The following is a 26181-nucleotide window of genomic DNA, read 5'->3' on the forward strand; positions in this document are numbered from 1 at the left end:
GCTACCTTTCGGTGAAATATTCTTGTTTCCGGCCCGCAGCATGCGGCCATCCAGGTAATGGCGGCCACACCGCAACGCAAGGCGGCCGGAAATCCAATCAAACTACATAGCTTTGTTTATCCGCAATACTACTAGTAGTTATCGAGTCAGGCAAAATACCCGCGTTTCATGAGCGCCGCCGTGGCATCAACACACGGCAATGCAGCACCGGTACGGGCATTGTCGGCGGCCAGCCAGAATGACAGGCTACGGCCAGTCTGGCGCACACGGCTTACCCACACCGCCTCGTTACCCGAGGCCTCCAGCGGGGTGATGTAAGGCATCTCGCCAGCGGGGTCGTCCATCACCTGCAAGCGCGCGGCCTTGAACAGCTCGCGGGCCTTGTCTGCGGTGATGGGCTCGTCGGTTTGCACCGTTACCGCCCAGCCATGGCCAAAGAATACCGGCACACGCACACAGGTGGCTTCCACTTCCAGCTCTGGCAGCGCCAGCACTTTGCGCAGCTCTTGCTCTACCGAGCGCTCTTCTTCACTGACACCCTGCTCGTCCACACCACCAACCAACGGCAATACGTTGAAGGAAATACGCTTGGGGTACACCTCCAGCTCCACGTCGCGGGCACCAAACAGTGCGGTGGTCTGGTTAGCCAGCTCTTCCAGCGCAGCGCGGCCAGAGCCGGACACCGACTGATAGGTAGACACAGTCACGCGCTGCAGGCCCGATGCACGCAGTGCGGCCAACGCTTGTGCCAGCGGCGTCACCGTGCAGTTGGGCACCGACACCAGCAGGCCTTCGGCCAGATCGTCCAGTACAGCGTCGTTCACGCCCGGCACATACAGCGGCACATCGTCAGCCAGACGGTAAATACTGCTGAAATCGATAATGGCACAGCCAGCCTGGCGCGCTTCCGGCACGTACTGGCGGGTAAGCTCGGCGCCACCGACAAAAATGGCCAGCGAGGCATTGGCAAAGTCGAACTCGTCTACCATGGCGACATCCAGCTCCAGGTTGCCAAACGAAACGGTTTCCCCTTCTTTATCGGCAACATCCAGTGCAAATACACGGCCAATCGGCAAGTGGCGCTCGGCCAGCAAATCGAGCACAGCTTCACCAACCAGGCTGGTGGCACCAACAACAGCAAGACGAATCGTTTCAGACATGTAAATACCTTGAGTTTCAATACAGATAAGGGCAGAAAAGCGGCCAGCACGTGGCGACAAACCGGCGACACTGGCAGCAAAACTGCCTTATAAAAAAGAGCGGCCCATAAAATAAAGGCCAACAAAAAAAGAGTTGCCATCATTTTAGCGCACACGGCCTGCAAATGAAGCGTGCTGCACAGTAAAAAAGCCTGCCACCCAAAGGTGACAGGCCGTTTATCAGCAATACCCGGTACGCTACAGCTAGGCTCAGCGCTCGATCAGGATGCGCAGCATGCGGCGCAGCGGCTCGGCCGCGCCCCACAGCAGCTGGTCGCCAATCACGAAAGCCGACAGGTATTCACCACCCATGTTCAGCTTGCGTACGCGGCCCACGCCAATTTGCAGGCCACCGGTAATAGCGGCCGGGGTCAGCTCTTTTACGCTGATTTCGCGGTCGTTCGGCACCCATTTCACCCAGTCGTTACCGGACTTGATGATGGCTTCGATTTCTTCCAGCGGCAGGTCTTTTTTCAGCTTCACGGTCAGCGCCAGGCTGTGGCAGCGCATGGCGCCAATGCGCACGCACAGGCCATCTACCGGAATGGTGCTGTCGGTGCCCAGAATCTTGTTCACCTCGGCCTGGCCCTTCCACTCTTCCTTGGACTGGCCGTTATCCAGCTGCTTGTCGATCCACGGGATCAGGCCGCCCGCCAGCGGCGCGCCGAAGAATTCGGTCGGCACGTCTTCGCGGATGGACGCTGCCACTTTGCGGTCGATATCCAGAATGGCGGACGATGGTGTCGCCAGCTCGTCGGCCACGGCAGCGTGTACCACGCCCATGCCTTTGAGCAACTCGCGCATGTGGTTGGCGCCGCCACCGGAGGCTGCCTGGTAAGTCATGGAGGACACCCACTCCACCAGGCCTTCGCGGAACAGGCCGCCCATACCCATCAGCATGATGGAGTTGGTACAGTTGCCGCCGATGTAGTCTTTTACGCCCTTGGCCAGCGCCGCATCGATCACGTTGCGGTTTACCGGGTCCAGCACGATCACGGCGTTGTCTTCCATACGCAGACTGGAAGCTGCGTCGATCCAGTAGCCAGTCCAGCCGGCCGCGCGCAGCTTGTCATACACCTCGGCGGTGTAATCGCCACCCTGACAGGTCACGATGGCGTCCATTGCCTTCAGCTCGTCGATATTGCGCGCGTCTTTCAGCGGCGGTACCTCGCGGCCAACGTTTGGTGCTGCACCGCCTACATTGGAGGTAGTAAAGAACACCGGCTCGTTGATCACGGCAAAATCATTTTCTTCCAGCATGCGCTGCATCAGCACGGAACCCACCATGCCACGCCAGCCTACAAAACCTACTCGCACGATAATTTCTCCTGAATGTCGTCGGGTGTTTGAAACCGCTGCCCTCGGTTGAAACCGGGGCTTATCTAGTGATCTACCCCATTGTGCAGGGCAACAGCAGCTCGCACAATGGGGTAGATGTTTTTTATTTGAACGGCATTAAAACGACTATTTACATGGCGGCAACCACGGCATCGCCCATGCCGCTGCAGCTGACTTTCTCGCAGCCTGCTTCAAAGATATCCGCAGTGCGATAGCCTTTGGCCAGCACGGCTTTCACGGCGTTTTCCACGCGCTGGGCGGCGGCTTCCTGGCCGAAGGTATAGCGCAGCATCATGGCCGCAGACAGGATCGTGGCCAGCGGGTTGGCCAGGTTTTTGCCGGCGATATCCGGTGCGGAACCATGGCTAGGCTCGTACAGGCCTTTGTTGTTCTGGTCCAGCGACGCCGACGGCAGCATGCCGATGGAGCCGGTGAGCATGGAGGCTTCGTCGGACAGGATGTCGCCAAAGATATTGCCGGTCACCATCACGTCGAACTGCTTGGGGTTACGCACCAGCTGCATGGCGGCGTTATCCACGTACATATGGCTCAGCTCTACCTGCGGGTATTCGCGTGCCACGTCGATCATGATTTCTTTCCAGAACTCGGTGGTTTCCAGCACGTTGGCCTTGTCTACCGAGCACAGCTTCTTGTTGCGCTTCATGGCAATGCCAAACGCCACGTGGGCAATGCGGCGGATCTCGCTCTCGCTGTAACGCATGGTGTTGTAGGCTTCGCGCTCGCCCAGCTCGTTCACGGCAATGCCGCGTGGCTGGCCAAAATAGATATCACCGGTCAGCTCGCGCACGATCATGATATCCAGACCCGACACCACTTCCGGCTTCAGCGTGGAGGCGTTGGCCAGCTCCGGGTACAGAATGGCCGGGCGCAGGTTGGCAAACAGGTTCAGGTCTTTACGGATCGCCAGCAGGCCGCGCTCCGGGCGCAGCGGGCGGTCCAGGTTGTCGTACTGCGGGCCGCCAACGGCACCCAGCAGTACCGCGTCGGCCTGGCGACACAGGTTTTGTGTAAACGATGGATAAGGTTGGCCGAACGCGTCGTAGCCAGCGCCACCCAGCGGGGCTTCTTCCATTTCGATAGGCAGGCCGTCGCTGCGCAGTACGTCCAGCACGCGTTTGGCTTGAGCGATGATCTCCGGACCGATGCCGTCACCCGGCAGAACTGCAATCTTCATGTTTATTTCCTTTCGCGCACTGCCTGTCAGGCAGCGCTGTCAATCATTAACCCGTCAGTGGGTACCTTGCAGGCTGAGCACCACAACACCCGCCAGAATCAAAGCCAACCCCGCCAGCCTTGCCACATTGTAGGGCTCGCCAAACAGCAGCATGCCGATCAGCGCGGTGCCCGCCGTGCCACCTGCCGCCCAGACCGCATAGGTCAAGCCCATATCCAGACGGCGCAGCGCGATACCCATTAGCCACACGGCCAGCAAATAACAGCTGATGCAGGCCACGACCGGCCACAGCTTGCTGAAACCCTGTGACTGTCGCAATGCCAGCGTACCGGCAATTTCAGCCACGATGCTGGCCAATAGTAACAACCATGCTTGCAGGACTGTCGTCATACCCTCTCCCGCCTGCTACTTATACCGAGTAGCAGGCAACGTGACGGATGGCGGTACCCGCAGCTTGGCCGCATGCGGCCAACCCTATGCCATGAACCCCTCAGGCAAACAGCCAAGGCTGGGATTGGCGACGCTGCGCCTCGTAAGCCTTGATCTGCTCAGCGTGCTGCAAGGTCAGGCCGATTTCGTCCAGGCCGCCCAGCAGGCAATGCTTGCGATGCTCGGTAACCTCAAAACCGAACACCTGGCCAGATGGCGTGGTGATGGTCTGCGCGGCCAGATCCACGTTCAGCGTGTACCCCTCGGCCGCTTCACATTCGCGGAACAGCTGGTCTACCACCTCGGCGGGCTGCACGATGGGTAGCAGGCCGTTCTTGTAGCAGTTGTTAAAGAAAATATCGGCAAAGCTCGGCGCGATCACCACGCGGAAGCCCTGGTCTTCCAGCGCCCACGGTGCGTGTTCGCGGCTGGAGCCACAGCCAAAGTTTTCGCGCGCCAGCAGCACCTGGGCACCGGCATAGCGCGGGAAGTTCAGCACGAAATCCGGGTTCAGCGGGCGCTGGCTGTTGTCCATGCCAGGCTCGCCGTGGTCCAGATAGCGCCATTCGTCGAACAGGTTGGGGCCAAAGCCGGAACGCTTGATCGATTTCAGGAATTGCTTGGGGATGATGGCGTCGGTATCAACGTTGGCGCGGTCCAGCGGGCAGACCAGGCCGTTGAGTGTGGTGAATGCTTTCATTGTGCAGCCCTTTCAATGGCGCTACCCGCCTTCTTGATGTCTTTGCCGATACCGGAAACCGTGTTGCAGCCAGTAATGGCCAGGGCGACGCAGATCAGCACAAAAAGTCGGGTAGTCATGATGTTTGCCTCTATTACAGCGAGCGGATGTCAACAAAGTGGCCGGCCACCGCAGCGGCAGCAGCCATGGCCGGGCTGACCAGGTGGGTACGGCCCCCCTGGCCCTGACGGCCTTCAAAGTTGCGGTTGGAGGTGGACGCACAACGCTCGCCCGGCTGCAGGCGGTCGGCGTTCATCGCCAGACACATCGAGCAGCCCGGCTCGCGCCATTCAAAGCCTGCTTCGATAAAGACCTTGTCCAGACCTTCTTGTTCCGCCTGTGCTTTTACCAGGCCAGAGCCCGGCACCACCAGCACCTGCTTCACGTTGGCCGCTTTCTGGCGGCCACGGGCCACGGCAGCGGCGTCGCGCAGGTCTTCGATACGGCTATTGGTACAGGAGCCGATAAACACGATATCCACCGGAATCTCGCTCATCGGGGTGCCGGCTTGCAGGCCCATATAGGCCAGCGCGCGTTCGATGGAGCCTTTTTTCACCGGGTCGGCTTCCTGCGCCGGGTCCGGCACACGGCCGTTGATGTCGGTCACCATTTCCGGCGAGGTACCCCAGGTCACTTGCGGCTGGATGTCGGCCGCGTCCAGCACGACTACCTGGTCAAACTGCGCGCCATTGTCGGAATGCAGTGTGTTCCAGTAGGCCACGGCGGCGTCCCACTGTTCGCCCTTCGGGGCAAACGGGCGGCCTTTGACGTAGTCGATGGTTTTCTGGTCTACCGCCACCAGGCCGGAGCGGGCACCGCCTTCGATGGCCATATTGCACAGGCTCATGCGGCCTTCCATCGACAGCTCGCGGATGGCTTCGCCGCCAAACTCGATAGCGTAGCCGGTACCGCCAGCGGTGCCGATCTTGCCGATAATCGCCAGCGCTACGTCTTTGCCGGTAATGCCGGCTGGCAGCTTGCCGTCCACGCGCACCAGCATGTTCTTGGATTTTTTGGCGACCAGCGTCTGGGTAGCCATCACGTGCTCGACTTCCGAGGTGCCGATACCGTGCGCCAGCGCGCCAAAAGCGCCGTGGGTAGAGGTATGGCTGTCACCACAGACCACGGTCATGCCCGGCAGGGTGGCGCCCTGCTCCGGCCCCATCACGTGCACGATGCCCTGGCCTTTATCCTTGAACGGGAAGTAAGCCAGCGCGCCAAAGGCTTTGATGTTGGCGTCCAGCGTTTCTACCTGCTGGCGCGAGATCGGGTCCTGGATGCCCTTGTCCCAGTCATTGGTGGGGGTGTTGTGGTCGGCAGTAGACACCACCGAATCCACGCGCCACAGCGGGCGGCCAGCCAGTTTCAGGCCTTCAAACGCCTGCGGGCTGGTCACTTCGTGCACCAGGTGGCGGTCGATATAAAGCAAAACGGTGCCGTCGGCTTCTTCGTGCACCACGTGGCTGTGCCACAGCTTGTCGTACAGGGTTTGTGCGGTCATGGTCGCGCCTTCAGGTAAAGAGGGAACAAGGGATTTGCCTGCCGGCCAGCCTGCGCCATGTAGCACAGCCCGGCTTTGCGCCGGCGCAAATCCTGCGTTGGCCACCATCATGACGCAGGCGTTTTCCTAGTACAAGATAAGCTTTTATACTAGTACTAACACTAACAGCTACAGCACAGGCCCACGCATGAGCAAGCCCAGCCAACCCAGCCCGCTAGGCGACTTTATCCGCAGCCACCGCGAGCGCCTGCAGCCAGAGCACGCCGGCCTGCCCGCCGGCAGCCGCCGCCGCGCCAAAGGCCTGCGCCGCGAGGAGGTGGCCGCGCTATGCGGCATCAGCCCCACCTGGCTGACCTGGATAGAACAAGGCCGCACGCAGTCGGTATCCGCCGCCACGCTGGCGGCGCTAGCCAGCACCCTGCAGCTGTCACGCGCCGAAACCGACTACCTGTTCAACCTGGCCGGGCAGAAGAACCCGCAACACAGCAGCGCTGCGGCCAACCCCGAGGCCGAACAGATGCTGGCCGCGGCCACCGCCCACATCAGCCGGCCAGCCTATGTGCTGGATGCGCTGTGGCAGGTACCCGCCTGGAATGCTGAAGCCGGCGCGCTGTTTACCGGCTGGCTGGACGAGCCGGGCAGCAAGAACTTGCTGCAGTTCATGTTCTGCCACCCGCTGGCCACGCAGCTGGTGGACGATTGGCCCACGCGGGCGCGGCGCATGGTGGCCGAGTTTCGCGCCGACACCAGCGTATTGCAGCACGAAGCCGCCACCGCGCTGATCGCCAGCCTGCGCGAAGCCAGCGCGACATTTGACGAGCTGTGGCGACAGCAGGATGTACTGGGGAGAGAAGGCGGCGAGCGGGTATTCAACCACGCCCGCCAGGGGCGGCTAAGCTATCAGCAGCTGACGCTACGGCTGGCGCACGCGCCGGAGTTGAAGCTGGTGATGCTGTTGTAAAAATGGGTTACTCCGGCAACGGCCCCAGATGCTCGTTTAGCAATAGCCAACGTTGGTCTTGGCAAACCAGTACGCAAGTACCTCGCCCTGCGCCAGATGCCGGCTGGCCATCGATTACGCCGCACCACTCGAAACGGTAAACACAAGTGGCAAACGACGGGGTCTGCATCACCCATTGCAACTCGCCAATGCGGTACTGCTCGTCACGGATGATGGTAAAAACTCGGCGCACTGCTTCACCGATGGCCTCTCGCCCCAGATGCGTGCCACTGGAAAACACGAAACAGGCATCGGGGTGGATAAGAGGCGCAATCTGCACCCAGTCGTACGTAGCCAAGGCTGCTTCATAAGCACGCAAGGCCTGTTCGGGTGTCTGCTGCATCTGCCTCTCCTGAAAACTCGGTTTACCCAATGGTGGCACACCACTACGCCTGGTTCATCAAGGCGCAGTTGGCCGCAACCACTTCACACACACCGCCACGCCCAGCAACAGCGCCAGGGTAGACACGCCAAAGGTCAGCTGCACGCCGCCGTATTGCCACAGCACGCCGCCCAGCAGGCCGCCGACACTGCCACCAATGCCGAACGACGCCACGGTGTACAGGCCCTGGCCACGTGCCTGGTGATGCTCGGCAAAGTTGCGGTGAATCAGCCCCACGGCAGCGGCGTGGTGTACGCCAAAGGTAAAGGCGTGGCCCAGCTGCGCCGCAAACGCCACCGCCACCACCGGCAACAGTGTGGCCATCAGCGCAAAGCGCAGCGCGGACACCAGCAGCGAAGCCAGCATCAGCTTTTCCAGCGTAAAGCGTGCCATGAGGCGCGGCATCTGCCAGAACACCACAATCTCGGCCATCACCCCGGCGGCCCATAGCAGGCCGGTGGTGCTGGCGCTATAACCCGCCTCTTTCAGGCCGATGGAGTAAAAGTTGTAGTACGGCCCCATGGCAAACGACAGCAAAAAGCAGCAGGCAAACAGCGCCACCACGTGCGGCTGGCGCACCGTGGCCCAGATCGGCTCCGTGCGGGCTTTATGGCGCTCGATGGCCACCTCTGGCACGCGCCAGCAGGCCAGCACGATCAAGCCCAGCAGGCCAACGATCAGCCACGGCAAGTTGGCCATGGTGATCAGGTTCAGCAGGTAGCCACCGCTGGCGGCAAAGCAGACAAAGCCGATAGAGCCCCACACCCGCACCCGGCTGTAGCGCCCCGGCTGGCTGCGCGTCAGGTGCGCGGTAGACGCCTCGCCCAGCGGCAGCGCGGCGGCCCAAAAGAAATGGTTGACCGCCAGCCAGATGAACATGCCCCAGAAGCTGTGCTGCCAGGCCACCATCACAAAGCTGGCCATGGACACCACCGAGGTCCACAGCATGATGGCGCGGCGCTGGCCGCTACGGTCGGCCAGCCAGCCCCAGAACATGGGCGCCACAATGCGCGCCAGCGTGGACAGCGCCATCAGGATGGAGATCTGGACCGTATTAAAAGACAGCGATTCGAGGTATAGCGACCAGAACGGGCCGAACAGACCCTGAAAGGCAAAGTAGGAAAAATAAAACGCCGCCAGGGCAGCCAGAGGGGCAGATGCAGACATGATGCAGAACAAAAGGGGAAGCGGGTGCCACGCACCGGGGCGTCAATATAGCGCAAAAGCCCCGGCACATGAAGCACGCATGCCCCGGCTGGCCATAAAACAGACTGTTTCGTGCCAGCAGCAGCCGTGCACGCGGCGGGTGGCAGGCTTACCAGCTGTCCTTGAAGCGCACGATATCGCGGCGGGCCTTCTTGGTGGGCCGCCCGTCGCCATACGGAAAGCTGGCGTGCTCGGCTTTTTGCAGGCCGATCTGGTGCTCGCGCGCGGCGATGGACTCTTCGCTTTCGCTATACAGCAGCCGCGCCTCCGCCGCCGGGCGGCGCTGGGTGGCCAGGCCCAGCACGGTGACGTTGTACACCAGCTTGTCGATGCGGATCTGCAGCAGCTCGCCTTCGCGCGCCACGCGCGAGGCCTTGACCCGCTCGCCGTTCACCAGCACGCGGCCCAGCTCCAGCGCCTCGTGCGCCAGCTGGCGCGTCTTGAAAAAGCGTGCCGCCCACAGCCATTTGTCCAGCCGGACTTTGTCGTCGTCTGCGGCCAACTTTGCCTTGCTCATGCTGCCACCTGCCACTGCGCTTGCACCACCCCCAGGTCCAGCTGCAGTACATCACCCGCGTGCAGCTGCCCTACCCCTTCCGGCGTGCCGGTAAAAATGACATCGCCCGCGCGCAGGCCATATACCTGCGACAGGTAGCTCACGATGTACGGCACCGAAAAGCGCATCAGCGTGGTGTCGCCCTGCTGGCGCAGCTGGCCGTTTACCTGCAGGGTAAAGCGTGCGGCCAACGGGTCCAGCGCGCTGGCTGGCACAAAAGCGGATACGCAGGCGGCACCGCGAAAGCCTTTGGCCTTGGTCCACGGCAGGCCTTTGGCTTTTACCTGGCTTTGCACATCACGCGCGGTCAGGTCCAGCCCGATACCGTAGCCGGCCACGTACTGCAGCGCGTCGGCTTCGGCAATATTGTCGGCATCGCGGCCGATCAGCACCAGCAGCTCGCACTCGTAATGCACATCTTGCGAAAAAGCGGGCAGCTGCAAAGGTTGGCCGCTGGGCAGCAGCGCCGCCGCCGGTTTCAGGAATACCACCGGCTCTTCTTCCATGGCATTCCCCAGCTCGGCAGCGTGGGCGGCGTAGTTACGACCAATGCAAAACAGGGTATTGGCACGCTGCTCTACCCCAGCCAGACAAACATTCATAAATCCATACCTATCAAATGAATTGGCTTTAACAACAGAAATCTACAACAAAACCCAAAATACACTAAAAACAGATAAGAGCATGATATTGAATCGGCACATAAAGGGGGCGCTATGAGTATCAAGGCACGGGTTTTCTGGCTGGCAGGCAGCCTGCTTATCTTGATGGTTTTGCTGTGCGGCAGCATGGTTTTCCTGCTGCAGAAAAGCAATAGCGCCTTTGCTACTACCTATCAGGACCGTGTCATCCCGCTAAAACAGCTAAAAGTCGTCGCCGACATGTTTGCCGTAAACGTGGTGGACACCATCCATAAAACCAATGCCGGCACCCTGTCACCCGCAGACGGCAGCGCCGCCATTGCCACCGCAGAAGCAGAGTTCAGCAAACAGTGGTCTGCCTATACGGCCACCCACCTCACTGCAGAAGAGACCGCCCTGGTAGAGCAGGCCAAAACCAAGATAAGCAATGCACTGGGTGTTGCCCGCCAAGCCAGCCAGCTGATGCAAAGCGGGCAAAAAGAAGCACTGCAAGCACTGGCCAACAGCCAGCTCTACCCTGCCGTAGACCCGCTCAGCACCGACATCAGCAAGCTGATAGACCTGCAGCTGGCCGAAGCCGAGAAAAACTACCACAGCAGCGAACAAAACCTGCAACAAAGCATACTACTTGCCACCGCCGCCCTGCTGCTGAGCCTGGCGATAGGCAGCATCATGGCCTGGCGCCTGGCCAGCCGGCTGAACAGCAGCGTGCGCGAGCTGGCCGATACCTGCCAGGTCATTACGCAGAAGCATGACCTGAGCCTGCGCATACCGGTGCGCGGCAAAGACGAGCTGGCCGTGATTTCCCGCCAGCTCAACAGCCTGCTGGACAATATGGGCGCCATTATCCAGGACGTACGCAGCAGCAGCGATAACATTAACGACATGGCGCGCCAGATTGGCCAGACCTCCGACACCATCAGCAGTAGCTCGCGCCAGCAAAGCGAAGCCACGGCGTCCATTGCCAGCACGGTAGAGCAGTTTGCCGTCAGCATCACCCACATTGCCGACAGTGCCGATATTGCCCAGCAGCGTGCCAGCCAGGCGGGCAAGGCATCCAGCGACAGCTCGCGGGTGATCGATGCCACCTTGCAGGAAATCACCGCCATCGGCGCCGCCATACGGCATAGCGAACAACAGGTAGCCGCGCTGACCCAGCAAAGCCACACCATTGTTAGTGTGCTGGATGTGATTCGTGACGTAGCCGACCAGACCAACCTGCTGGCACTGAATGCTGCCATCGAGGCCGCCCGTGCCGGCGACCTGGGGCGCGGCTTTGCGGTGGTGGCCGATGAGGTACGCAAGCTGGCAGAGCGCTCGGCGCAGTCCACCGTGCAGATAGACCAGATGGTGCGCGAGATCACCCAGTCCGCCCAGGCGGCCAACCTGGCCATGCAGCAAAGCGTGAGCCGGGTCAGCAAAGGCGAGGCACTGACGGCAGAAATGCAGGACGCCATCGGGCGCATCCAGTGCAGCATTCACGAGGTATCACAATCTGCCAGCGAAATTGCCGACGCCCTGGCCGAGCAACGCACTGCCAGCAACGACATGGCGCGCCGTGTAGAACAGATCGCCCAGCTATCGGAAAACAACGCCAACAGCGCGCTAAACCTGGATAGCTATGCCAGCCAGCTGGAAGACAAGGCAGACCACCTGGAAGACAAAGTCAAAAACTTCAGCGTATGACCATGCCGGCAGCCCCTTCGCCGCGGCGTCGGCGATGGGGCTGCCGGTATATTTAATGCCATGCAGCATGTCATAGCAATAATTCTGCCATACTCTCGTCATTAGCCCGACACCGGGCTGCCACCTGTTGTTGCCCGTATACCCATTACCCGCGTTTATATCGCAACGCAGCATGGTCTGGCTGTGTTTTGTCATAAACCAGTGGTAAAGTCTTTACTCAACAGATTGCGCCCAACAAGAAAAACATCCTGTCACGCAAGGCAGCACGGCCTGTTTGTCTTCCCCCATTTGAAGGAGATATCAATGAGTCAGGAAACCACCACATCACTGGACAGCTTTTTTGCCAACCTGTCCGAAGCCAATCAAAAGTGGATGCAGCAGTTCGTGAATTCGCTGGGTAGCGGCCTGTCGCCACAAGATGCGGCCAACCCCATGGCCGGCGCCTGGCAGCAAATGGTAGACAACGCCAACCAGTTTGTTGCCCTGCAAAACAACCTGTACCAGCAACAGATGAACATCTGGCTCTCTTTCCTGGGCCAGCCGGCCGGTGGCGCCCCCGCCGCACAGCCTGCCGCCAGCGACCGCCGCTTTGCCGCCCCGGAATGGAACGAGCACCCGTTTTACAGCTTCCTGAAACAAAGCTATCTGCTCACCAGCAAATGGATGACCGAGCTGGTAGACAAATCGCAGCTGGAAGGCGAAGACAAAGAACGCCTGGCCTTTGCCACCCGTCAGTATATCGACGCCATGGCACCGACCAACTTCATGCTGACCAACCCGGAAGTGGTCAAGCGCGCGCTGGAAACCAAAGGCGAAAGCCTGGTAGAAGGCATGAAAAACATGGTGGAAGACCTGCAAAAGGGTCACATCTCCATGTCTGACGAGAGCAAGTTCGAGATCGGCAAAAACATTGCCTGCACCCCGGGCAAGGTGGTGTTCCGCAACAAGCTGATCGAGCTGATCCAGTACACCCCCACCACCGAGCAGGTATACGAAAAGCCGCTGCTGATCGTGCCGCCGTGCGTGAACAAGTACTACCTGATGGACCTGCAGCAGGATAACTCCATGGTGCGCCATTTTGTGGCCCAGGGTTATCGCGTGTTCCTGGTGAGCTGGCGCTCGGCCACCCCGGACATGAAGCACTACAAGTGGGACAACTACATCGAGGAAGGCGTGATCGCTGCCACCGAAGCGGTACGCAAGATCACCAAACAACCATCGATGAACGCGCTGGGCTTCTGCATCGGCGGCGTTATCCTCAACACCGCCCTGTGCGTGATGAAACACCGCAAGCTGAACTACATCGACAGCGCCACCTTCATGACCTCGCTGCTGGACCACACCGAGCCGGGCGAAATCAAGGTCTTCATCGACAACAAGCTGATCCAGGCGCGCGAAGCCAAGCTGGCCACCGGCGATGGCGGCATCGTCAGCGGCAAGGAGCTGGGCCGTACCTTTGCCAGCCTGCGCGCCAACGACCTAGTGTGGAACTACGTGGTGAACAACTACCTGCTGGGCAAAACCCCGCCACCGTTCGACCTGCTGTACTGGAACAACGACGCGGTAGACCTGCCACTGCCGATGCACACTTTCTTCCTGAAAGAGTTCTACATCAACAACGCGCTGACCAAGCCGGGCAGCATCGAGCTGTGCGGCGTGAAGATCGACGTATCGCAGATCGACGTCCCGCTGTACATTTTTGCCGCCCGCGAAGACCACATCGTACCGTGGCAATCGGCCTACGACGGCGTGAAATACCTCAGCGGTGCGCCTTCCCGCCGTTACGTACTGGGCGCGTCCGGCCACATTGCCGGCTCCATCAACCCGGTGACCAAAGACAAGCGCAACTACTGGGTGAATGACGCACAAGCAGCCAGTGCCGACGCCTGGCTGGACGGCGCCGAAAGCCGCCCGGGCAGCTGGTGGAAAGACTGGGACGGCTGGCTGGCACCGCAGTCCGGCGAGAAAGTCGCCGCCCCGAAAACCTTTGGCAGCAAAGAACTGCCAGCCCTGTGCGACGCGCCGGGCGAATACGTGCAAGCCAAGGCCATGCCGGCCCAGCTGGCCACCCTGCAATAATCTGCAAAACTTCTGTGCTAGATTGCGGCTTCACCCGAATCTGGCACAGAACAGAACAACCTGGAGAAAACCATGCAAGACATCGTTATCGTTGCAGCACTGCGTACTGCCGTTGGCAGCTTTGGCGGCTCCCTGGCCAAAATCCCGGCCCCGGAACTGGGCGCTACCGTGATCAAGGGCCTGCTGGAAAAAACCGGCGTGAAGCCGGAAGACGTGAGTGAAGTGATCCTAGGTCAGGTACTGACCGCCGGCGCCGGCCAGAACCCTGCCCGCCAGGCACTGATCAAAGCCGGCCTGCCGGTTTCCACCCCGGCCTCCACCCTGAACGTGGTATGCGGCTCCGGCCTGCGCGCCGTGCACCTGGCCGCCCAAGCCATTGCCAATGGCGATGCCGAGATCGTGATTGCCGGCGGCCAGGAAAGCATGTCGCTGTCCCCGCACATCCTGCCGGGCTCGCGTGATGGTTTCCGCATGGGCAATGCCCAGCTGGTGGATACCATGGTGGCCGACGGCCTGACCGACGCCTACAACCACTACCACATGGGCATTACCGCCGAAAACGTGGCAGCCAAGTACAGCATCAGCCGTGAAGAGCAAGACGCGCTGGCCCTGGCCTCGCAGAACCGTGCCGAAGCCGCGCAGGCAGCGGGCAAGTTCGATGCCGAAATCGTGCCGGTACTGGTACCACAGCGTAAAGGCGACCCGGTAGCGTTTGCCAAAGACGAATACATCAAGGCCGGCGCTACGGCCGACAGCTTGGCCAAACTGCGCCCGGCCTTCAAGAAAGACGGCAGCGTTACCGCCGGTAACGCCTCCGGCATCAACGATGGCGCTGCCGCCGTGATGCTGATGACCGCCGAGCGTGCCGACAAGCTGGGTCTGAAGCCACTGGCCATCATCAAATCCTACGCCCTGACCGGCTGCGAGCCGGAAATCATGGGCATCGGCCCGGTAGCCGCTACCCGCAAGGCGCTGGACAAAGCTGGCTGGAAAGTAGAAGACCTCGATCTGGTAGAAGCCAACGAAGCCTTCGCCGCCCAGGCGCTGGGTGTGGCCCGCGAGCTGGGCTGGAGTGCTGACAAGGTCAACGTGAACGGCGGCGCCATCGCCCTGGGCCACCCTATCGGTGCATCCGGTTGCCGTGTTCTGGTGACCCTGCTGCACGAAATGCAGCGCCGTGACGCCAAAAAAGGCCTGGCTACCCTGTGCATCGGCGGTGGTATGGGTGTGGCGCTGGCAGTAGAGCGCCCATAAGTCCGGTATCCATCGGCAAGCAAGGCCCCGCTACGGCGGGGCTTTTTTATTGTGCTTCATTGACTGCGCCGCACCCCAAGCCCCTTGGCATGAATGCACTGCCGAGCGGCATTCTGTTTGCAGAACATTGCGTCCTGTCCCATTGGCCGACTTGCCAGCCGCTGCCTGTCGCCGCAAAATGAATACAATATTCCAGCGAGAACCATCATGAGCGCCACCCCAGTCTCCGCCCGCCTGGCCGCCTTGCGCCAGAGCATGCAGCAGCACGGCATAACCGCCTGTCTGATTCCGTCATCCGACCCGCACCTGTCCGAATACCTGCCCGGCTACTGGCAGGGCCGCCGCTGGCTGTCGGGCTTTCACGGCTCGGTCGGCACGCTGATCGTGACCCGCGACTTTGCCGGCCTGTGGGCCGACAGCCGCTACTGGGTACAGGCCGAGGCAGAGCTGGCCGGTAGCGAGATCCAGCTGATGAAAATCCAGACCGTGGCCAGCCCGCTGCACCTGGACTGGCTGGCGGCCAACCTGGTGAGCGGCAACGTACTGGCAGTAGATGGCGACGTACTGGGCCTGGCCGCCGCACGCGCACTGCAAGCGGCACTGAACAAGGCCGGCGCCACCCTGCGCACCGACTTCGACCCGCTGGCGGCCATCTGGGCCGATCGCCCCACCCTGCCCGCCGCAGCGGTTTACGCACACCTGCCGCCGTTTGCCAGCACCCCGCGCCACGCCAAGTTGGCCGCAGTACGTGCCGCCATGCAGCAGCACGGCGCCGACGCGCACTTTATCTCTACACTGGACGACATCGCCTGGCTGTTCAACCTGCGCGGTGCCGACGTGAATTACAACCCGGTATTCGTGTCGCACGCGCTACTGCACCACGATGGCGCCACGCTGTTTGTCGGCGCCGGCAAGATCGACAGCGCGCTGGCCGCCACGCTGGCCGCCGACGGTATCACCGTCGCCGACTACCACGCCGCCAAGCCGGCCCTGGCCGCGCTTCCCACCGGCAGCCGCCTGCTGCTGGACCCGCGCCGCATTACTCTGGGCCTGCGCCAGGCGGTAGCCGACGGCGTACAGGTAGTCGAAGCCATCAACCCGTCCACCCTGCTGAAATCGCGCAAAACGGCGGAAGAAGCGGCTTTCGTGCGTGACGCCATGGCGCAAGACGGCGCTGCACTGGCCGAGTTCTTTGCCTGGTTCGAGGCCAACGTTGGCCGCAGCCGCATTACCGAGCTCACCATCGACGAGCAGATCAGCGCCGCCCGCGCCCGCCGCCCCGGCTTTGTCTGCCCCAGCTTTGCCACCATCGCCGGCTTCAACGCCAATGGTGCGCTGCCACACTACCGCGCCACCGAAGAAAGCCACAGCGAGATTAGCGGCGACGGCCTGCTGCTGATCGACAGCGGCGGCCAGTACCACGGCGGCACCACGGATATCACCCGCGTGGTAGCGGTAGGCACACCGAGCGAAGCGCAAAAGTACGACTGCACCCTGGTACTGAAAGGCATGATCCAGCTCAGCCTGGCGCACTTCCCGCAGGGCACGCTATCGCCCATGCTGGACGCGCTGGCGCGCGCGCCGATCTGGCAGGCCAACATCGACTTTGGCCACGGTGTAGGCCACGGGGTGGGCTACTTCCTGAACGTGCACGAAGGCCCGCAAAGCATTTCGCGCGCCATCCCCGAGCCGCACATGGCCATGGAAACCGGCATGATCACCTCCAACGAGCCGGGTATCTACCGCCCGGGCCGCTGGGGTGTACGCATCGAAAACCTGCTGCTGAATGTGGACGCCGGCAGTAGCGAATTTGGCGACTTCCTGCGCTTTGAAACCCTGACACTGTGCCCCATCGACACCCGCTGCATCCTGCCCGCGCTGCTAGCCCCGGCCGAGCTGGCCTGGCTGAACGCCTACCACGCCCAGGTCTATGCCCGCATCAGCCCGCTGGTGAGCGGCGACGCGCTGGCCTGGCTACAGCACGCCACCCGCACACTGTAAGGCGCTGCCCAAGCCGCCCGTGTCGCGGCAAAAACAAGTTGGCCGCACGGTAACAATGTACCGTGCGGCCAACTTGTAACTGTGCCATATTAAAGTCAACATTCTGGCACGTGGATAATCCATGAAATATCGCCTGATACTGCTGGCAACCCTACTGGCCACCAGCCTGCCCGCGGCCGCGCTATCCTTGCTGACCGAAGACTGGCCACCCGTCAGTTTCACCAACAGCAAAGGCCAGCCCGACGGCATGGCAGTAGAAGTGGTGAAGCTACTGCAAGAGCGCTTAAAAGACACCACCCCCATCCAGGTACAGCCTTGGGCACGCGCCTACAATAGCTTGCTGAACGAAAAAGACGTGATGCTGTTTACCGTTGGCCGCAGCGCCGAGCGCGAACGGCTGATGACGCTGGTAGGCCCCGTCCTGGTATCCAGCACCGACGTCTTTGCCCTGCGCCAGCACGCGGCAGAAATCCGCAAGCTCGGCCCCGCTGCCATGCAAAAGCTACCCACCGCCGCCTACCGCGGCAGCATTTTTGAAAGCACCGCCCACAGCCGGGGGTTTAATGTTTTCCCCACTACCGACCCGGCACACTCGGCCCGCATGCTGGCCGCCGGCCGCGTCAAGCTATGGGTAGAAGGCAATGTGGTGGTGGGCAATGTCTTGCGCGAGCAGGGCCTGCCGCTGGCCACGGTAGAGCGCGTTGCCACGCTGGACCGCCTGAGCCTGTACCTGGCTTTTTCGCCCAACATGCCACGCGATACTATCCTGCGCTGGGAAAAAGCCCTGGCGGACATCAAACAGGATGGCAGCTTTGCCACCATCCATCAGCACTGGTTCCCGCAAGACCCGGTACCCCTGCAGGTAGAGCGGCTGGGCATACAGCGCTGATATTGTCAGACAATCGGTGTTATGATGACTGCCAACCAGCCATGCGTCATACCCCAAAATGCTACTGCGCGCACTATTCCTGCTTACCCTCTTGCTGCCCCGGTTTGGCCAGGCTGCGCCGCTGACTATCCTGGCCGAAGAATGGCCACCCTTTGTCTATCTGAATGCCGTAGACCAGCCAGCCGGCATGGCGGTAGATATCGTGCAGCAGCTGCAACAGCGCACCGGTGACACCGCACCCATCCTGCTCAAATCCTGGGACCACGCCAGCGCACTACTGCGCAGCCAGCCGGACCACATGATGTTTACCCTGGGCGACACCGACGACAACCGCCGCGATTTCACCCAGCTCGGGCCCATCATGGTGGCCAGCGTTACCGCCTATAGCCTGCCTCGCAACGCGGCAGCACTGGCCAGCTTGCCCACCGCCCAGCTGGCACGCGAGCCCAGCGTGGCCGCACAAGACAGCATCGCCGAGGCGGCCGCGCAGGAAGCCGGCTTTCGCCCCACTCGCACACGGGACAGCGAGCAAGGCCTGCGGCTGCTGCTGGCCAACCGGGCCCGCCTGTGGGTAGAAGCCAACACGGCCGTGGCCACCCAGCTGCGCTTTGCCAATACGCCGTCACAGGCCATTGCCCCGGTGGCCACGCTCAGCAGCCTGCCCTTGTACCTGAGTTTTTCCCGTGGCACGGCGCCAGACACCATCCGACGCTGGCAGCAAGCACTGGAAGGCATGCTGCAAGATGGCAGCTATCTGGCCATCCACCTGCGCTGGCTACCGCTGGAGCCGCCAGTCGAGCAAGTAGCCCTGCACAGCCACGACCCGGCGCTGGTGCCAACAGCCGCCACACCCACCGCGCCGCCAAACGATGCCAGTGGCACACTGGCCGCCACACCATGAAAAAACCCGCCTCACGGCTAATGCTAGTCAGTTAGGCGAATATGTTTGGCTATCAAGTGGAAGAGCGTGACTGAAGCGCCCCATCCCGTTGGCGCGAGCCGGGCAAAATGGTGCGCCCCAGGGTTGTGCTGAGCAAATCGAAGATTCGCACGCGCAAGACGCCGATTTGTTTGAGTCCCGAGCCATTAGCGATCTGCGTGCAAATCTCTGATTTGCTCAGCGATGCGAGTTCGGCGGCGCCTGGGGCGTGCCTTTTTGCCCGGGGTTTCGAGCAGCCCCGGGTTGCGGAGGTATGAAAAGGGGACGGCAATCCGCCCCCTTTCCCGTCCTATTCCCTCGCGACGCTGCGCTTGCCTCGCTCGGTCACGGGCGGAACCGGCATCCAAACATCGTCCGCGTAGCGGACACACTAGCACTGGTCAACGAAACAAACCCCTAACCAAAAAATGCCAGTCAGCGTTAACTGACTGGCATTACGCCATGAGGCGGTTTTTTTTGGCAGCAGGCTGGCTTACATGGTTTCCAGCACGGCAATGCCCAGCAGGCCCAGGCCGGCTTTCAACGTTTTGGCGGTGGCGGCGGCCAACTGCAGGCGGCTCTGGCGCACCTCGCCCTCGCTCTTCAGGATCGGGCAGGCTTCGTAGAAGCGCGAGAACAGCGTTGCCACGTTGTACAGGTAGCTGCACAGGTGGTGCGGCTGGCTGCCCTCGGCTACCGCAAACACCACGTCTTCAAACTGGGTCAGCGCCACGGCCAGCTGCTTCTCGGCCGCCTCGGCAATGACAATGCTGGCGGCCGGGTTGAAGTCTTCCGCCTTGCGCAGCACGCTCTGTACACGGGTGTAGGCGTATTGCAGATAGGGCGCGGTGTTGCCCTCGAAGCTCAGCATTGCGTCCCAGTCGAAGATGTAGTCGGTGTTGCGGCTCTTGCTCAGGTCGGCGTACTTCAGCGCGCCAATGCCGACTGCCTGGGCAATGCTGCGGCGCTCGGCTTCCGGCAGCTCGGCGTTCTTGCTGCTCACCAGCTGGTAGGCACGCTCGATGGCTTCGTCCAGCAGCTCGACCAGCTTGATGTTCTCGCCGGAGCGGGTTTTCAGCGGCTTGCCATCCGGGCCCATGATGGTGCCGTGGCCGATATGCTCGAAATCAGCCCCTGCCGGCAGCCAGCCGGCCTTGCGCGCTACGGTAAACAGCTGCTGGAAGTGCAGGCTCTGACGCGAGTCCACCACGTACAGCGCACGGTCGAGCTTCAGCGTGCCGATACGGAAGCGGATGGCGCCCAGGTCGGTAGTGGCGTACAGGTAGCCACCGCCCTGCTTTTGCACGATAAAAGCCGCCGGCTCGCCTTCCTTGTTTTTGAACTCGTCCAGAAACACCACTTGCGCGCCCTGGTCTTCGGTAAGCAGGCCTTTTTCGCGCAGCTCGCTTACCAGCACCGGCAGGTCGGCGTTATAGAAGCTTTCGCCACGCACGTCGCCGTCGTCCAGCAGCAGGCCCAGCTTCTGGTAAATGGCGTTGCAGTGGGTCAGCGACAGCTTCACGAACTGCTGCCACAGCGCCAGCACCTCGGCGTCGCCAGACTGCAGTTTCACCACGTAGTCGCGGGCCAGGTCGGCAAAGGCTTCGTCTTCGTCAAAGCGTTTTTTGGACTGTTTGTAGAAGGTGTCCAGGTCTTTCAGCTCGACCGCGGCGTCGCCGGCTTGCTGGGTTTCCACCATATAGGCCACCAGCATGCCGAACTGGGTACCCCAGTCGCCCACGTGGTTCTGGCGGATCACGTCGTGGCCGATAAAGCTGTTCACACGCACCAGTGCGTCGCCGATGATGCCGCCACGCAGGTGGCCGATGTGCATCTCTTTGGCCAGGTTCACCGACGAGTACTCCACCATCACGCGGCGCGATTCGGCCTTGGCAATGCCCAGGCTGTCGTCGGCCAGCGCTTTTTCCACACGGCCAGCGATAAAGGCCGGGTCGAGGTGGATGTTGATGAAGCCGGGGCCGGCGATGTCCACCTTGCTGGCGATGCCTTGCAAGTCCAGCAGGGCAATGACTTGTTCAGCCAGCGCACGCGGGTTGGTCTTCAGCGCCTTGGCGGCACCCATCACGCCGTTGGCCTGGTAGTCGCCGAATTCCGGTTTGGAGGCAGGTTGCACGACGGCAGGGGCGCCGGGCGCGCCGGCGGCGGCCAGGGCAGCGGCAACGCGGTCGCTGATCAGTTGCTGAATGGTCATGGTGGGCCTTTATAAAATCAAAGGCCGGGCGACAAAGCGCCCGGCTCGAATGCAATGCAGCAATTTTACGACCAAAGCGCCCTGCGGCCAACCTTTGCCGCAAGCTGCACACACTTTATGGCAGGCGCAAGGTGCCACCCAGCGGCAACAGGCGAAAGGCCTGCTCGCTTACCCCCAGCTGGCGGCGCGCGGCAGCCAGGTCGTCCAGCGGCGCGTCCACCGCCTCGCTGGCCAGCGCAAACACGCCCCAATGGATGCCCACCGCCTGGCGCGCCTTCACATCGCGGAACATCTGTACGGCTTGCAATGGGTCCACGTGCTGCGAGGCCATGAACCAGCGCGGCAGGTAAGCGCCCACCGGCAACAGCGCCAGGTCGATAGTGCCCAAGCGGCGGCCGATATCGGCAAACAGCGGCTGCACATAGCCGGTATCGCCCGAGTACCACACCGTCTTGCCCTGCCCTTTTACCGCCCAGCCGGCCCACAGCGTTTCGTTGGTATCGGCCAGGCTGCGCTTGCTCCAGTGCTGCGCTGGCGTGGCGGTGTACTGCAGGCCGCCCACGTCGGCACTTTGCCACCAGTCCAGCGCGGTGATGCGGGTGGCACCACGGTCGCGCAGCCAGGCGTCCATACCCAGCGGCACCACAAACTGCGGCTGGCCGCCGGGCTGCGCCAGCAAGGCGTCGATGCTGTCGCGGTCGAGGTGGTCGAAGTGGTTATGCGAGATCAGCACCACGTCGATACGCGGCAGCTGTGCCAGCGTGGCCGGTACCGGCAGGTAGCGGCGCGGCCCTAGCCACTGCACCGGTGACACGCGCTCGGAGAAGATCGGGTCGATCAGCACGTTTTGCCCACCCAGCTGCAGCAGGCCACTGGCGTGGCCCAGCCAGGTGTAGCTGGGCGTGCTGCGGTTGGCCGCCAGCCAGGCCAGGTCCGGCTGTACGCGCGGGATGCGTTCGGGGCGCTGCACCACGTCGGGGCCGGTCCACTCTTCCCAGCGCCAGCGCAGGATGTCGCCCAGCCCCGGCTGCCGGAAGGGGTACAGGTTGCGGTAGCCATCCGCCGTGTGATGGGGCGGGCTGCCTGGCGGCGGCGCATCGCCCCCGCATGCGGTCAACGTCAGGGCGGCCAGCGCCGCGGCGATACCGTGCTTCATGCCTGCTTCCTGCGCAAAAAAACGCATTATGACAAAAGGCCGCCTCTGTGGGCGGCCTTTCGATACAACTAGCGCGGTGGCAACTTACAGCAGACGTGCCAGCAGTGCTTTTTCCATACCGGCCATACCTGGAATCTTCACCTTCACGCCGTTACCCGGTGCCACGCTGGTGGCTTCGCCGTTGCGGGTCATTTCGGTGAGCTCTACGGTGCGGTTGCCGCTAGGGTGGATGATTTCCACGCGGTCACCCACAGAAAAGCGGTTTTTCACGTCGATCAGCGCCCAGCCGTCGGCGTCCACTTCCATCACGTCGCCTACGTACTGGCTTTGCTTGGCGATGGAATGACCAGACAGGTAGTTCTGGTGCTCTTGCGTCTGGTGGCGCTCCAGGAAGCCCGGGGTGTAGCCACGGTTGGCCAGGCCGTCCAGCTCGGCCAGCAGGCTGTAGTCGAACGGGCGGCCAGCCACGGCGTCGTCGATGGCGCGGCGGTAGGTCTGGGCGGTACGCGCCACGTAGTACAGGCTCTTGGTGCGGCCTTCGATCTTCAGCGAGTCCACACCGATTTTCACCAGCTTCTCCACCTGCTCGACGGCGCGCAGGTCTTTGGAGTTCATGATGTAGGTGCCGTGCTCGTCTTCGATGATGGGCATCAGCTCGCCGGGGCGGTTGGCTTCTTCGATCAGGTAGGTCTTGTCGGCCAGCGGGTGGCGCTGCTGGCTGCCGCAGGACGAGAAGCTCTGGTTGGCTTCTTCCAGCGCTTTGCCAAAGTCGAAGTCGATTTTTTGCGGCTTCACGTCACCGGCGTCGTCGCCCTGGGTGTCGTGCACCTTGTAGTCCCAGCGGCAGGCGTTGGTACAGGTACCCTGGTTCGGGTCGCGGTGGTTGAAGTAGCCGGACAGCAGGCAGCGGCCGGAATAGGCAATGCACAGCGCGCCGTGCACGAATACTTCCAGCTCCATATCCGGGCATTCCTGGCGGATTTCGGCGATTTCGTCCAGGCTCAGCTCGCGCGACAGGATGATGCGCTCCACGCCCATCTTCTGCCAGAACTTCACCCCCATGTAGTTGGTGGTGTTGGCCTGTACCGACAGGTGGATAGGCACGTGCGGCCAACGTTCGCGCACCATCATGATCAAGCCGGGGTCGGCCATGATCAGCGCGTCCGGCTTCATCTCGATCACCGGCTCCATGTCGGCCATATAGGTTTTGATCTTGCTGTTGTGCGGCAGGATGTTGCTGGCCACAAACAGCTTTTTGCCGCGGGCGTGGGCTTCTTCTATGCCGATGCGCAGCTCTTCCAGCTTGAAGTCGTTATTGCGTGCGCGCAGGCTGTAGCGCGGCTGGCCGGCGTAGACGGCGTCGGCACCAAAGTCGTAGGCGGCGCGCATTTTGTCCAGCGTGCCGGCGGGCAGAAGCAGTTCGGGTGATTTCATTGATCTTCTCGCGTCTCAGTGCAACAGGCAGGACATGGGCAGCGGCGCGCGATCTGGCGCGACAAAACCGCGGCGGGCGTCATGTTCCTGCAGTTTTTGTTCGGAATAATGCTGCGCTACCAGTGCCTGGGTGCCACCGAGCAAGTCGGGGTTGGCCGCGACAAAGTCGTCCCAGCAGGCCTGCTGTGCGGGCGCGGCGTCCAAGCGGCTGTACATGATGGCCAGCAGGGCCATGGTCAGCGTGTGATGATACTTTTCTGCCGCGCCGTGGGCCATGGCGTAGCGCGACAGCGTATGCGCGCAGCGGGCGGCGGCTTCGCGTGCCGGGTAGCGGCTGCGGTAAGCCCACGCCGCCTGCAGGTGCGCGCGGTGGTTAAACTCGGCGGCAGGCAGCGCGTGGCTTTCCAGCTCGCGCAAAAATGCCTGAAAATCCATGGGTGTCTCCGGATACAAGACAATACAAAAGGCTCCGGGTAGGAGCCTTGTCTGGTTAAGGGTTTGTTGCGGCGCGATTATGCGCGTGCCCCTATCCAGCGTCAAGGTAGCAAACGGTCACAATGGCGACATAAAGCCCTGTTTTTCAACACCCTTTTAGCGACGGGGTTTTTTCATCAGCGCCAATATGCCCATGAACTGACCCACTACGCCGGCCAGCATCAGCAGCGCCGCCAGCGCGGCCTCCCAACCATTACCACCCGCCGCGGCGCGCGCGGCAGAGGCCAGGGTAAACAGCACGGTGCCGGCCAGGGTGACGACGATGGCCAGGCGGCGGTTGTGCCGCAGGGTGTCAAACAGCTTGTTCATGCTTGCTCCGTGTAACAGTACGCTGCCGGGTAACGCTAAAGTCTTCCAGCATGCTAAGTTCGAATTCGGTAAAACCGGCTGCCAGCCGGGCCGGGCGGTTCATCTCGCCGCGCAGCAGGGCCACATGGTACTGGCCCAGCAGGCTGCGAAAAGTTTCCAGCGGGTCTAGCCCGCGGGCGTCGCACAGCGTGGTAAACCAGTAATTGCCGATGCGCACGTGGCCTACCTCGTCGTGCAGGATGGTGGCCAGCACCGCCGCGCTGTCGTGGTCGCCAATAATGGCCAGGCGGCGCTGTATCGGCGGCACGGCATCCAGGCCGCGCGCCTCCATCACCCTGGGCACCAGCGCCATGCGCGTCAGCACGTCGTGGCCGGTTTGCACCGCCATGTCCCACAGGGTGTTGTGCGCGGGAAAGTCGCCGTAGTCGTAGCCCAGTGCGGCCAACCTTTGCTGCAATAGCAAAAAGTGCTGCGCCTCTTCTGCCGCCACGCGCAACCAGTCTTCCACAAAGGCATCCGGCATATCACGAAAGCGCCAGGCGGCGTCCAGCGCCAGGTTGATGGCATTGAACTCGATATGCGCAATGGCGTGCAGCAGTGCCGCCCGCCCCTCGGCGTTACCCAGGCCACGCCGTGGCACCTCGGTGGCCGCCACTAGCGGCGGGCGCGCCGGCCTGCCTGGCGCAGGCACCGGGTACAGCGGGCCACCGGCGCGCGCATAGCCGCCCGCCAGCCATTGCCGGTACAAGGCTTGCGCCTGCGCGGGCTTGGCCACGATGCAGTCGCACATCAGCGCGGCTTCTATTGCCGGGTACAGGGAAAGGGCGTCGGTCATGGGGCGGCATTGTACCTGCCACCCCCGCCAACAGAAAGCTGACAAAAGTCAGTGGCCGGGCCGCACGCCTTGTGCATAATGAAAGCCTGACCACACAAGGAGCACGCCATGCTGTTCAATTCCAGCCTGCTGGGCGAAGTAGACGTCGACGAAAACACCATCATCACTTTTGCGCATGGCCTGGCGGCGTTTGAAAACTGCACCCGCTTCAAGCTGTTTCACGACGCAGACCGCAACAGCCCGCGTGTGTACTGGCTACAATCGCTGGACAACCCGGACGTGCTGTTCAGCGTGACCGACCCCGGCCGCCTGGGCATACGCTACGAAGTGCTGCTGACCGACGACGAGATCGCCAGCCTGGCGCTGGCCCGCCCGGAAGACGCCATGGTGCTGCTGATTGTTTACCGCGAGGTGGACAGTAAAGAAACCAACCCGCTGCTGGCCCAGCTGCGCGCCAATGTACGCAGCCCGCTAATCATTAACCTGGCCAGCCTGCGCGGCATGCAAAAGCTCAACCTGGAATGCGATATCGTGTTCCGTAATACCTGAGCCCGCTGCAACGCCACGCTGGCGCACCCTGACGGTGCGCTGCTGGCTGGTGCCACCCCGTGGCGGCATCTGCCGCACGCAAACCCCTACTTCGCAAGGTGTTGCCTTTCGCCGCCCGCACAGCTATCTTCCAAGCGCCCTACTCTATAGAAACCCAAGCGTGCTACCCGCACGATG

25 protein-coding genes are annotated in these 26181 nt (G+C 62.0%); 8 read left to right on the forward strand and 17 right to left on the reverse strand.

The window, feature by feature from the left end; all coding sequences use genetic code 11:
* Positions 1-146: 146 nt before the first annotated feature.
* From FLQ44_RS06530 to leuC, 7 genes are all read right to left on the reverse strand, one after another.
* Entirely contained in the window at positions 147-1160 is a 1014-nt protein-coding gene (locus tag FLQ44_RS06530; RefSeq protein ID WP_147693621.1) for an aspartate-semialdehyde dehydrogenase, read from the reverse strand.
* 249 nt (positions 1161-1409) lie between these two features.
* Positions 1410-2516 (reverse strand): aspartate-semialdehyde dehydrogenase, encoded by a 1107-nt coding sequence (asd, locus tag FLQ44_RS06535; protein ID WP_206208706.1) that lies wholly within the window; start codon positions 2514-2516, stop codon positions 1410-1412.
* A gap of 151 nt (positions 2517-2667) precedes the next feature.
* Positions 2668-3732: a 3-isopropylmalate dehydrogenase gene (gene leuB, locus FLQ44_RS06540; protein ID WP_147693623.1), complete on the reverse strand. Its 1065-nt coding sequence runs from the start codon at positions 3730-3732 to the stop codon at positions 2668-2670.
* A 54-nt stretch (positions 3733-3786) separates the two neighbouring features.
* The gene (locus FLQ44_RS06545; protein ID WP_147693624.1) at positions 3787-4122 is read right to left on the reverse strand and encodes a DMT family transporter; all 336 of its coding nucleotides are present in this window, start codon (positions 4120-4122) and stop codon (positions 3787-3789) included.
* Between the two features lie 100 nt (positions 4123-4222).
* The gene (gene leuD, locus FLQ44_RS06550; RefSeq protein ID WP_147693625.1) at positions 4223-4861 is read right to left on the reverse strand and encodes a 3-isopropylmalate dehydratase small subunit; all 639 of its coding nucleotides are present in this window, start codon (positions 4859-4861) and stop codon (positions 4223-4225) included.
* Positions 4858-4980 (reverse strand): entericidin A/B family lipoprotein, encoded by a 123-nt coding sequence (locus FLQ44_RS06555; protein ID WP_147693626.1) that lies wholly within the window; start codon positions 4978-4980, stop codon positions 4858-4860. Before FLQ44_RS06555 ends, leuD begins: the two co-directional genes overlap by 4 nt.
* 14 nt (positions 4981-4994) lie before the next feature.
* Entirely contained in the window at positions 4995-6401 is a 1407-nt protein-coding gene (gene leuC / locus FLQ44_RS06560; protein WP_147693627.1) for a 3-isopropylmalate dehydratase large subunit, read from the reverse strand.
* Positions 6402-6588: 187 nt separating this feature from the next.
* On the opposite strand from leuC, the gene FLQ44_RS06565 reads away from it, so the two are divergent.
* Positions 6589-7362 carry a helix-turn-helix transcriptional regulator gene (locus FLQ44_RS06565; protein ID WP_147693628.1) on the forward strand — a complete coding sequence of 258 codons (774 nt, stop codon included), beginning with the start codon at positions 6589-6591 and terminating at the stop codon, positions 7360-7362.
* A 7-nt stretch (positions 7363-7369) separates the two neighbouring features.
* On the opposite strand, the gene FLQ44_RS06570 is transcribed toward FLQ44_RS06565, so the two are convergent.
* The 4 genes from FLQ44_RS06570 to FLQ44_RS06585 all read right to left on the reverse strand — a co-directional run bounded on the left by FLQ44_RS06570 (position 7370) and on the right by FLQ44_RS06585 (position 10147).
* The gene (locus FLQ44_RS06570) at positions 7370-7744 is read right to left on the reverse strand and encodes a YybH family protein (protein ID WP_147693629.1); all 375 of its coding nucleotides are present in this window, start codon (positions 7742-7744) and stop codon (positions 7370-7372) included.
* A 57-nt stretch (positions 7745-7801) separates the two neighbouring features.
* Positions 7802-8950, reverse strand: a complete 1149-nt coding sequence (locus FLQ44_RS06575; RefSeq protein WP_147693630.1) for an MFS transporter — start codon at positions 8948-8950, stop codon at positions 7802-7804.
* Between the two features lie 148 nt (positions 8951-9098).
* On the reverse strand, positions 9099-9506 hold the full coding sequence (locus FLQ44_RS06580) for an RNA-binding S4 domain-containing protein (protein ID WP_017509238.1): 408 nt from the start codon (positions 9504-9506) through the stop codon (positions 9099-9101).
* Entirely contained in the window at positions 9503-10147 is a 645-nt protein-coding gene (locus FLQ44_RS06585) for a fumarylacetoacetate hydrolase family protein (protein ID WP_147693631.1), read from the reverse strand. The genes FLQ44_RS06580 and FLQ44_RS06585 overlap by 4 nt, the downstream gene beginning before the upstream one ends.
* A 114-nt stretch (positions 10148-10261) precedes the next feature.
* On the opposite strand from FLQ44_RS06585, the gene FLQ44_RS06590 reads away from it, so the two are divergent.
* The 6 genes from FLQ44_RS06590 to FLQ44_RS06615 all read left to right on the forward strand — a co-directional run bounded on the left by FLQ44_RS06590 (position 10262) and on the right by FLQ44_RS06615 (position 18996).
* Positions 10262-11872, forward strand: coding sequence for a methyl-accepting chemotaxis protein (locus FLQ44_RS06590; protein WP_147693632.1), 1611 nt, complete (start codon positions 10262-10264; stop codon positions 11870-11872).
* Positions 11873-12175: 303 nt separating this feature from the next.
* Positions 12176-13951, forward strand: coding sequence for a PHA/PHB synthase family protein (locus FLQ44_RS06595; RefSeq protein ID WP_147693633.1), 1776 nt, complete (start codon positions 12176-12178; stop codon positions 13949-13951).
* Positions 13952-14023: 72 nt separating this feature from the next.
* On the forward strand, positions 14024-15205 hold the full coding sequence (locus FLQ44_RS06600) for an acetyl-CoA C-acetyltransferase (RefSeq protein WP_147693634.1): 1182 nt from the start codon (positions 14024-14026) through the stop codon (positions 15203-15205).
* Between the two features lie 207 nt (positions 15206-15412).
* Positions 15413-17206: an aminopeptidase P family protein gene (locus tag FLQ44_RS06605; protein WP_147693635.1), complete on the forward strand. Its 1794-nt coding sequence runs from the start codon at positions 15413-15415 to the stop codon at positions 17204-17206.
* 121 nt (positions 17207-17327) lie between these two features.
* A complete protein-coding gene (locus FLQ44_RS06610) occupies positions 17328-18095 on the forward strand; it encodes a substrate-binding periplasmic protein (protein ID WP_147693636.1) in 768 nt (255 codons plus the stop codon).
* A 58-nt stretch (positions 18096-18153) separates the two neighbouring features.
* Complete coding sequence (locus FLQ44_RS06615; protein WP_147693637.1) at positions 18154-18996, forward strand: substrate-binding periplasmic protein; 843 nt, start codon at positions 18154-18156, stop codon at positions 18994-18996.
* Between the two features lie 511 nt (positions 18997-19507).
* Here the strand turns inward: FLQ44_RS06615 and argS are convergent.
* The 6 genes from argS to FLQ44_RS06645 all read right to left on the reverse strand — a co-directional run bounded on the left by argS (position 19508) and on the right by FLQ44_RS06645 (position 25455).
* The gene (argS, locus tag FLQ44_RS06620) at positions 19508-21226 is read right to left on the reverse strand and encodes an arginine--tRNA ligase (protein WP_147693638.1); all 1719 of its coding nucleotides are present in this window, start codon (positions 21224-21226) and stop codon (positions 19508-19510) included.
* Between the two features lie 115 nt (positions 21227-21341).
* Complete coding sequence (locus FLQ44_RS06625; RefSeq protein ID WP_170252854.1) at positions 21342-22382, reverse strand: MBL fold metallo-hydrolase; 1041 nt, start codon at positions 22380-22382, stop codon at positions 21342-21344.
* 84 nt (positions 22383-22466) lie between these two features.
* The gene (gene trhP, locus FLQ44_RS06630) at positions 22467-23816 is read right to left on the reverse strand and encodes a prephenate-dependent tRNA uridine(34) hydroxylase TrhP (protein WP_147693640.1); all 1350 of its coding nucleotides are present in this window, start codon (positions 23814-23816) and stop codon (positions 22467-22469) included.
* Between the two features lie 15 nt (positions 23817-23831).
* Positions 23832-24251 (reverse strand): hypothetical protein, encoded by a 420-nt coding sequence (locus FLQ44_RS06635; RefSeq protein WP_147693641.1) that lies wholly within the window; start codon positions 24249-24251, stop codon positions 23832-23834.
* Positions 24252-24407: 156 nt separating this feature from the next.
* Positions 24408-24620, reverse strand: coding sequence for a hypothetical protein (locus FLQ44_RS06640; protein ID WP_147693647.1), 213 nt, complete (start codon positions 24618-24620; stop codon positions 24408-24410).
* Positions 24604-25455 carry a ferritin-like domain-containing protein gene (locus tag FLQ44_RS06645; protein ID WP_147693649.1) on the reverse strand — a complete coding sequence of 284 codons (852 nt, stop codon included), beginning with the start codon at positions 25453-25455 and terminating at the stop codon, positions 24604-24606. Before FLQ44_RS06645 ends, FLQ44_RS06640 begins: the two co-directional genes overlap by 17 nt.
* Before the next feature lie 108 nt (positions 25456-25563).
* On the opposite strand from FLQ44_RS06645, the gene fliW reads away from it, so the two are divergent.
* Positions 25564-26004, forward strand: a complete 441-nt coding sequence (gene fliW / locus FLQ44_RS06650) for a flagellar assembly protein FliW (RefSeq protein ID WP_147693651.1) — start codon at positions 25564-25566, stop codon at positions 26002-26004.
* The last annotated feature ends 177 nt before the right edge of the window (positions 26005-26181 follow it).

It is taken from the genome of Vogesella mureinivorans (assembly GCF_007644035.1).
Classification (GTDB): domain Bacteria; phylum Pseudomonadota; class Gammaproteobacteria; order Burkholderiales; family Chromobacteriaceae; genus Vogesella; species Vogesella mureinivorans.

Bases quoted from the DNA above. Each gene is read 5' to 3' on its own strand.
- FLQ44_RS06590 (WP_147693632.1), top strand. From the start codon at position 10,262: ATGAGTATCAAGGCACGGGTTTTCTGGCTGGCAGGCAGCCTGCTTATC.
- FLQ44_RS06580 (WP_017509238.1), bottom strand. From the start codon at position 9,506: ATGAGCAAGGCAAAGTTGGCCGCAGACGACGACAAAGTCCGGCTGGAC.
- FLQ44_RS06530 (WP_147693621.1), bottom strand. From the start codon at position 1,160: ATGTCTGAAACGATTCGTCTTGCTGTTGTTGGTGCCACCAGCCTGGTT.
- argS (WP_147693638.1), bottom strand. From the start codon at position 21,226: ATGACCATTCAGCAACTGATCAGCGACCGCGTTGCCGCTGCCCTGGCC.
- FLQ44_RS06595 (WP_147693633.1), top strand. From the start codon at position 12,176: ATGAGTCAGGAAACCACCACATCACTGGACAGCTTTTTTGCCAACCTG.
- FLQ44_RS06575 (WP_147693630.1), bottom strand. From the start codon at position 8,950: ATGTCTGCATCTGCCCCTCTGGCTGCCCTGGCGGCGTTTTATTTTTCC.
- FLQ44_RS06615 (WP_147693637.1), top strand. From the start codon at position 18,154: ATGCTACTGCGCGCACTATTCCTGCTTACCCTCTTGCTGCCCCGGTTT.
- trhP (WP_147693640.1), bottom strand. From the start codon at position 23,816: ATGAAATCACCCGAACTGCTTCTGCCCGCCGGCACGCTGGACAAAATG.
- FLQ44_RS06645 (WP_147693649.1), bottom strand. From the start codon at position 25,455: ATGACCGACGCCCTTTCCCTGTACCCGGCAATAGAAGCCGCGCTGATG.
- fliW (WP_147693651.1), top strand. From the start codon at position 25,564: ATGCTGTTCAATTCCAGCCTGCTGGGCGAAGTAGACGTCGACGAAAAC.
- FLQ44_RS06605 (WP_147693635.1), top strand. From the start codon at position 15,413: ATGAGCGCCACCCCAGTCTCCGCCCGCCTGGCCGCCTTGCGCCAGAGC.
- FLQ44_RS06585 (WP_147693631.1), bottom strand. From the start codon at position 10,147: ATGAATGTTTGTCTGGCTGGGGTAGAGCAGCGTGCCAATACCCTGTTT.
- leuD (WP_147693625.1), bottom strand. From the start codon at position 4,861: ATGAAAGCATTCACCACACTCAACGGCCTGGTCTGCCCGCTGGACCGC.
- FLQ44_RS06625 (WP_170252854.1), bottom strand. From the start codon at position 22,382: ATGAAGCACGGTATCGCCGCGGCGCTGGCCGCCCTGACGTTGACCGCA.
- FLQ44_RS06545 (WP_147693624.1), bottom strand. From the start codon at position 4,122: ATGACGACAGTCCTGCAAGCATGGTTGTTACTATTGGCCAGCATCGTG.
- FLQ44_RS06640 (WP_147693647.1), bottom strand. From the start codon at position 24,620: ATGAACAAGCTGTTTGACACCCTGCGGCACAACCGCCGCCTGGCCATC.
- FLQ44_RS06565 (WP_147693628.1), top strand. From the start codon at position 6,589: ATGAGCAAGCCCAGCCAACCCAGCCCGCTAGGCGACTTTATCCGCAGC.
- FLQ44_RS06570 (WP_147693629.1), bottom strand. From the start codon at position 7,744: ATGCAGCAGACACCCGAACAGGCCTTGCGTGCTTATGAAGCAGCCTTG.
- FLQ44_RS06610 (WP_147693636.1), top strand. From the start codon at position 17,328: ATGAAATATCGCCTGATACTGCTGGCAACCCTACTGGCCACCAGCCTG.
- FLQ44_RS06600 (WP_147693634.1), top strand. From the start codon at position 14,024: ATGCAAGACATCGTTATCGTTGCAGCACTGCGTACTGCCGTTGGCAGC.
- FLQ44_RS06555 (WP_147693626.1), bottom strand. From the start codon at position 4,980: ATGACTACCCGACTTTTTGTGCTGATCTGCGTCGCCCTGGCCATTACT.
- leuC (WP_147693627.1), bottom strand. From the start codon at position 6,401: ATGACCGCACAAACCCTGTACGACAAGCTGTGGCACAGCCACGTGGTG.
- leuB (WP_147693623.1), bottom strand. From the start codon at position 3,732: ATGAAGATTGCAGTTCTGCCGGGTGACGGCATCGGTCCGGAGATCATC.
- FLQ44_RS06635 (WP_147693641.1), bottom strand. From the start codon at position 24,251: ATGGATTTTCAGGCATTTTTGCGCGAGCTGGAAAGCCACGCGCTGCCT.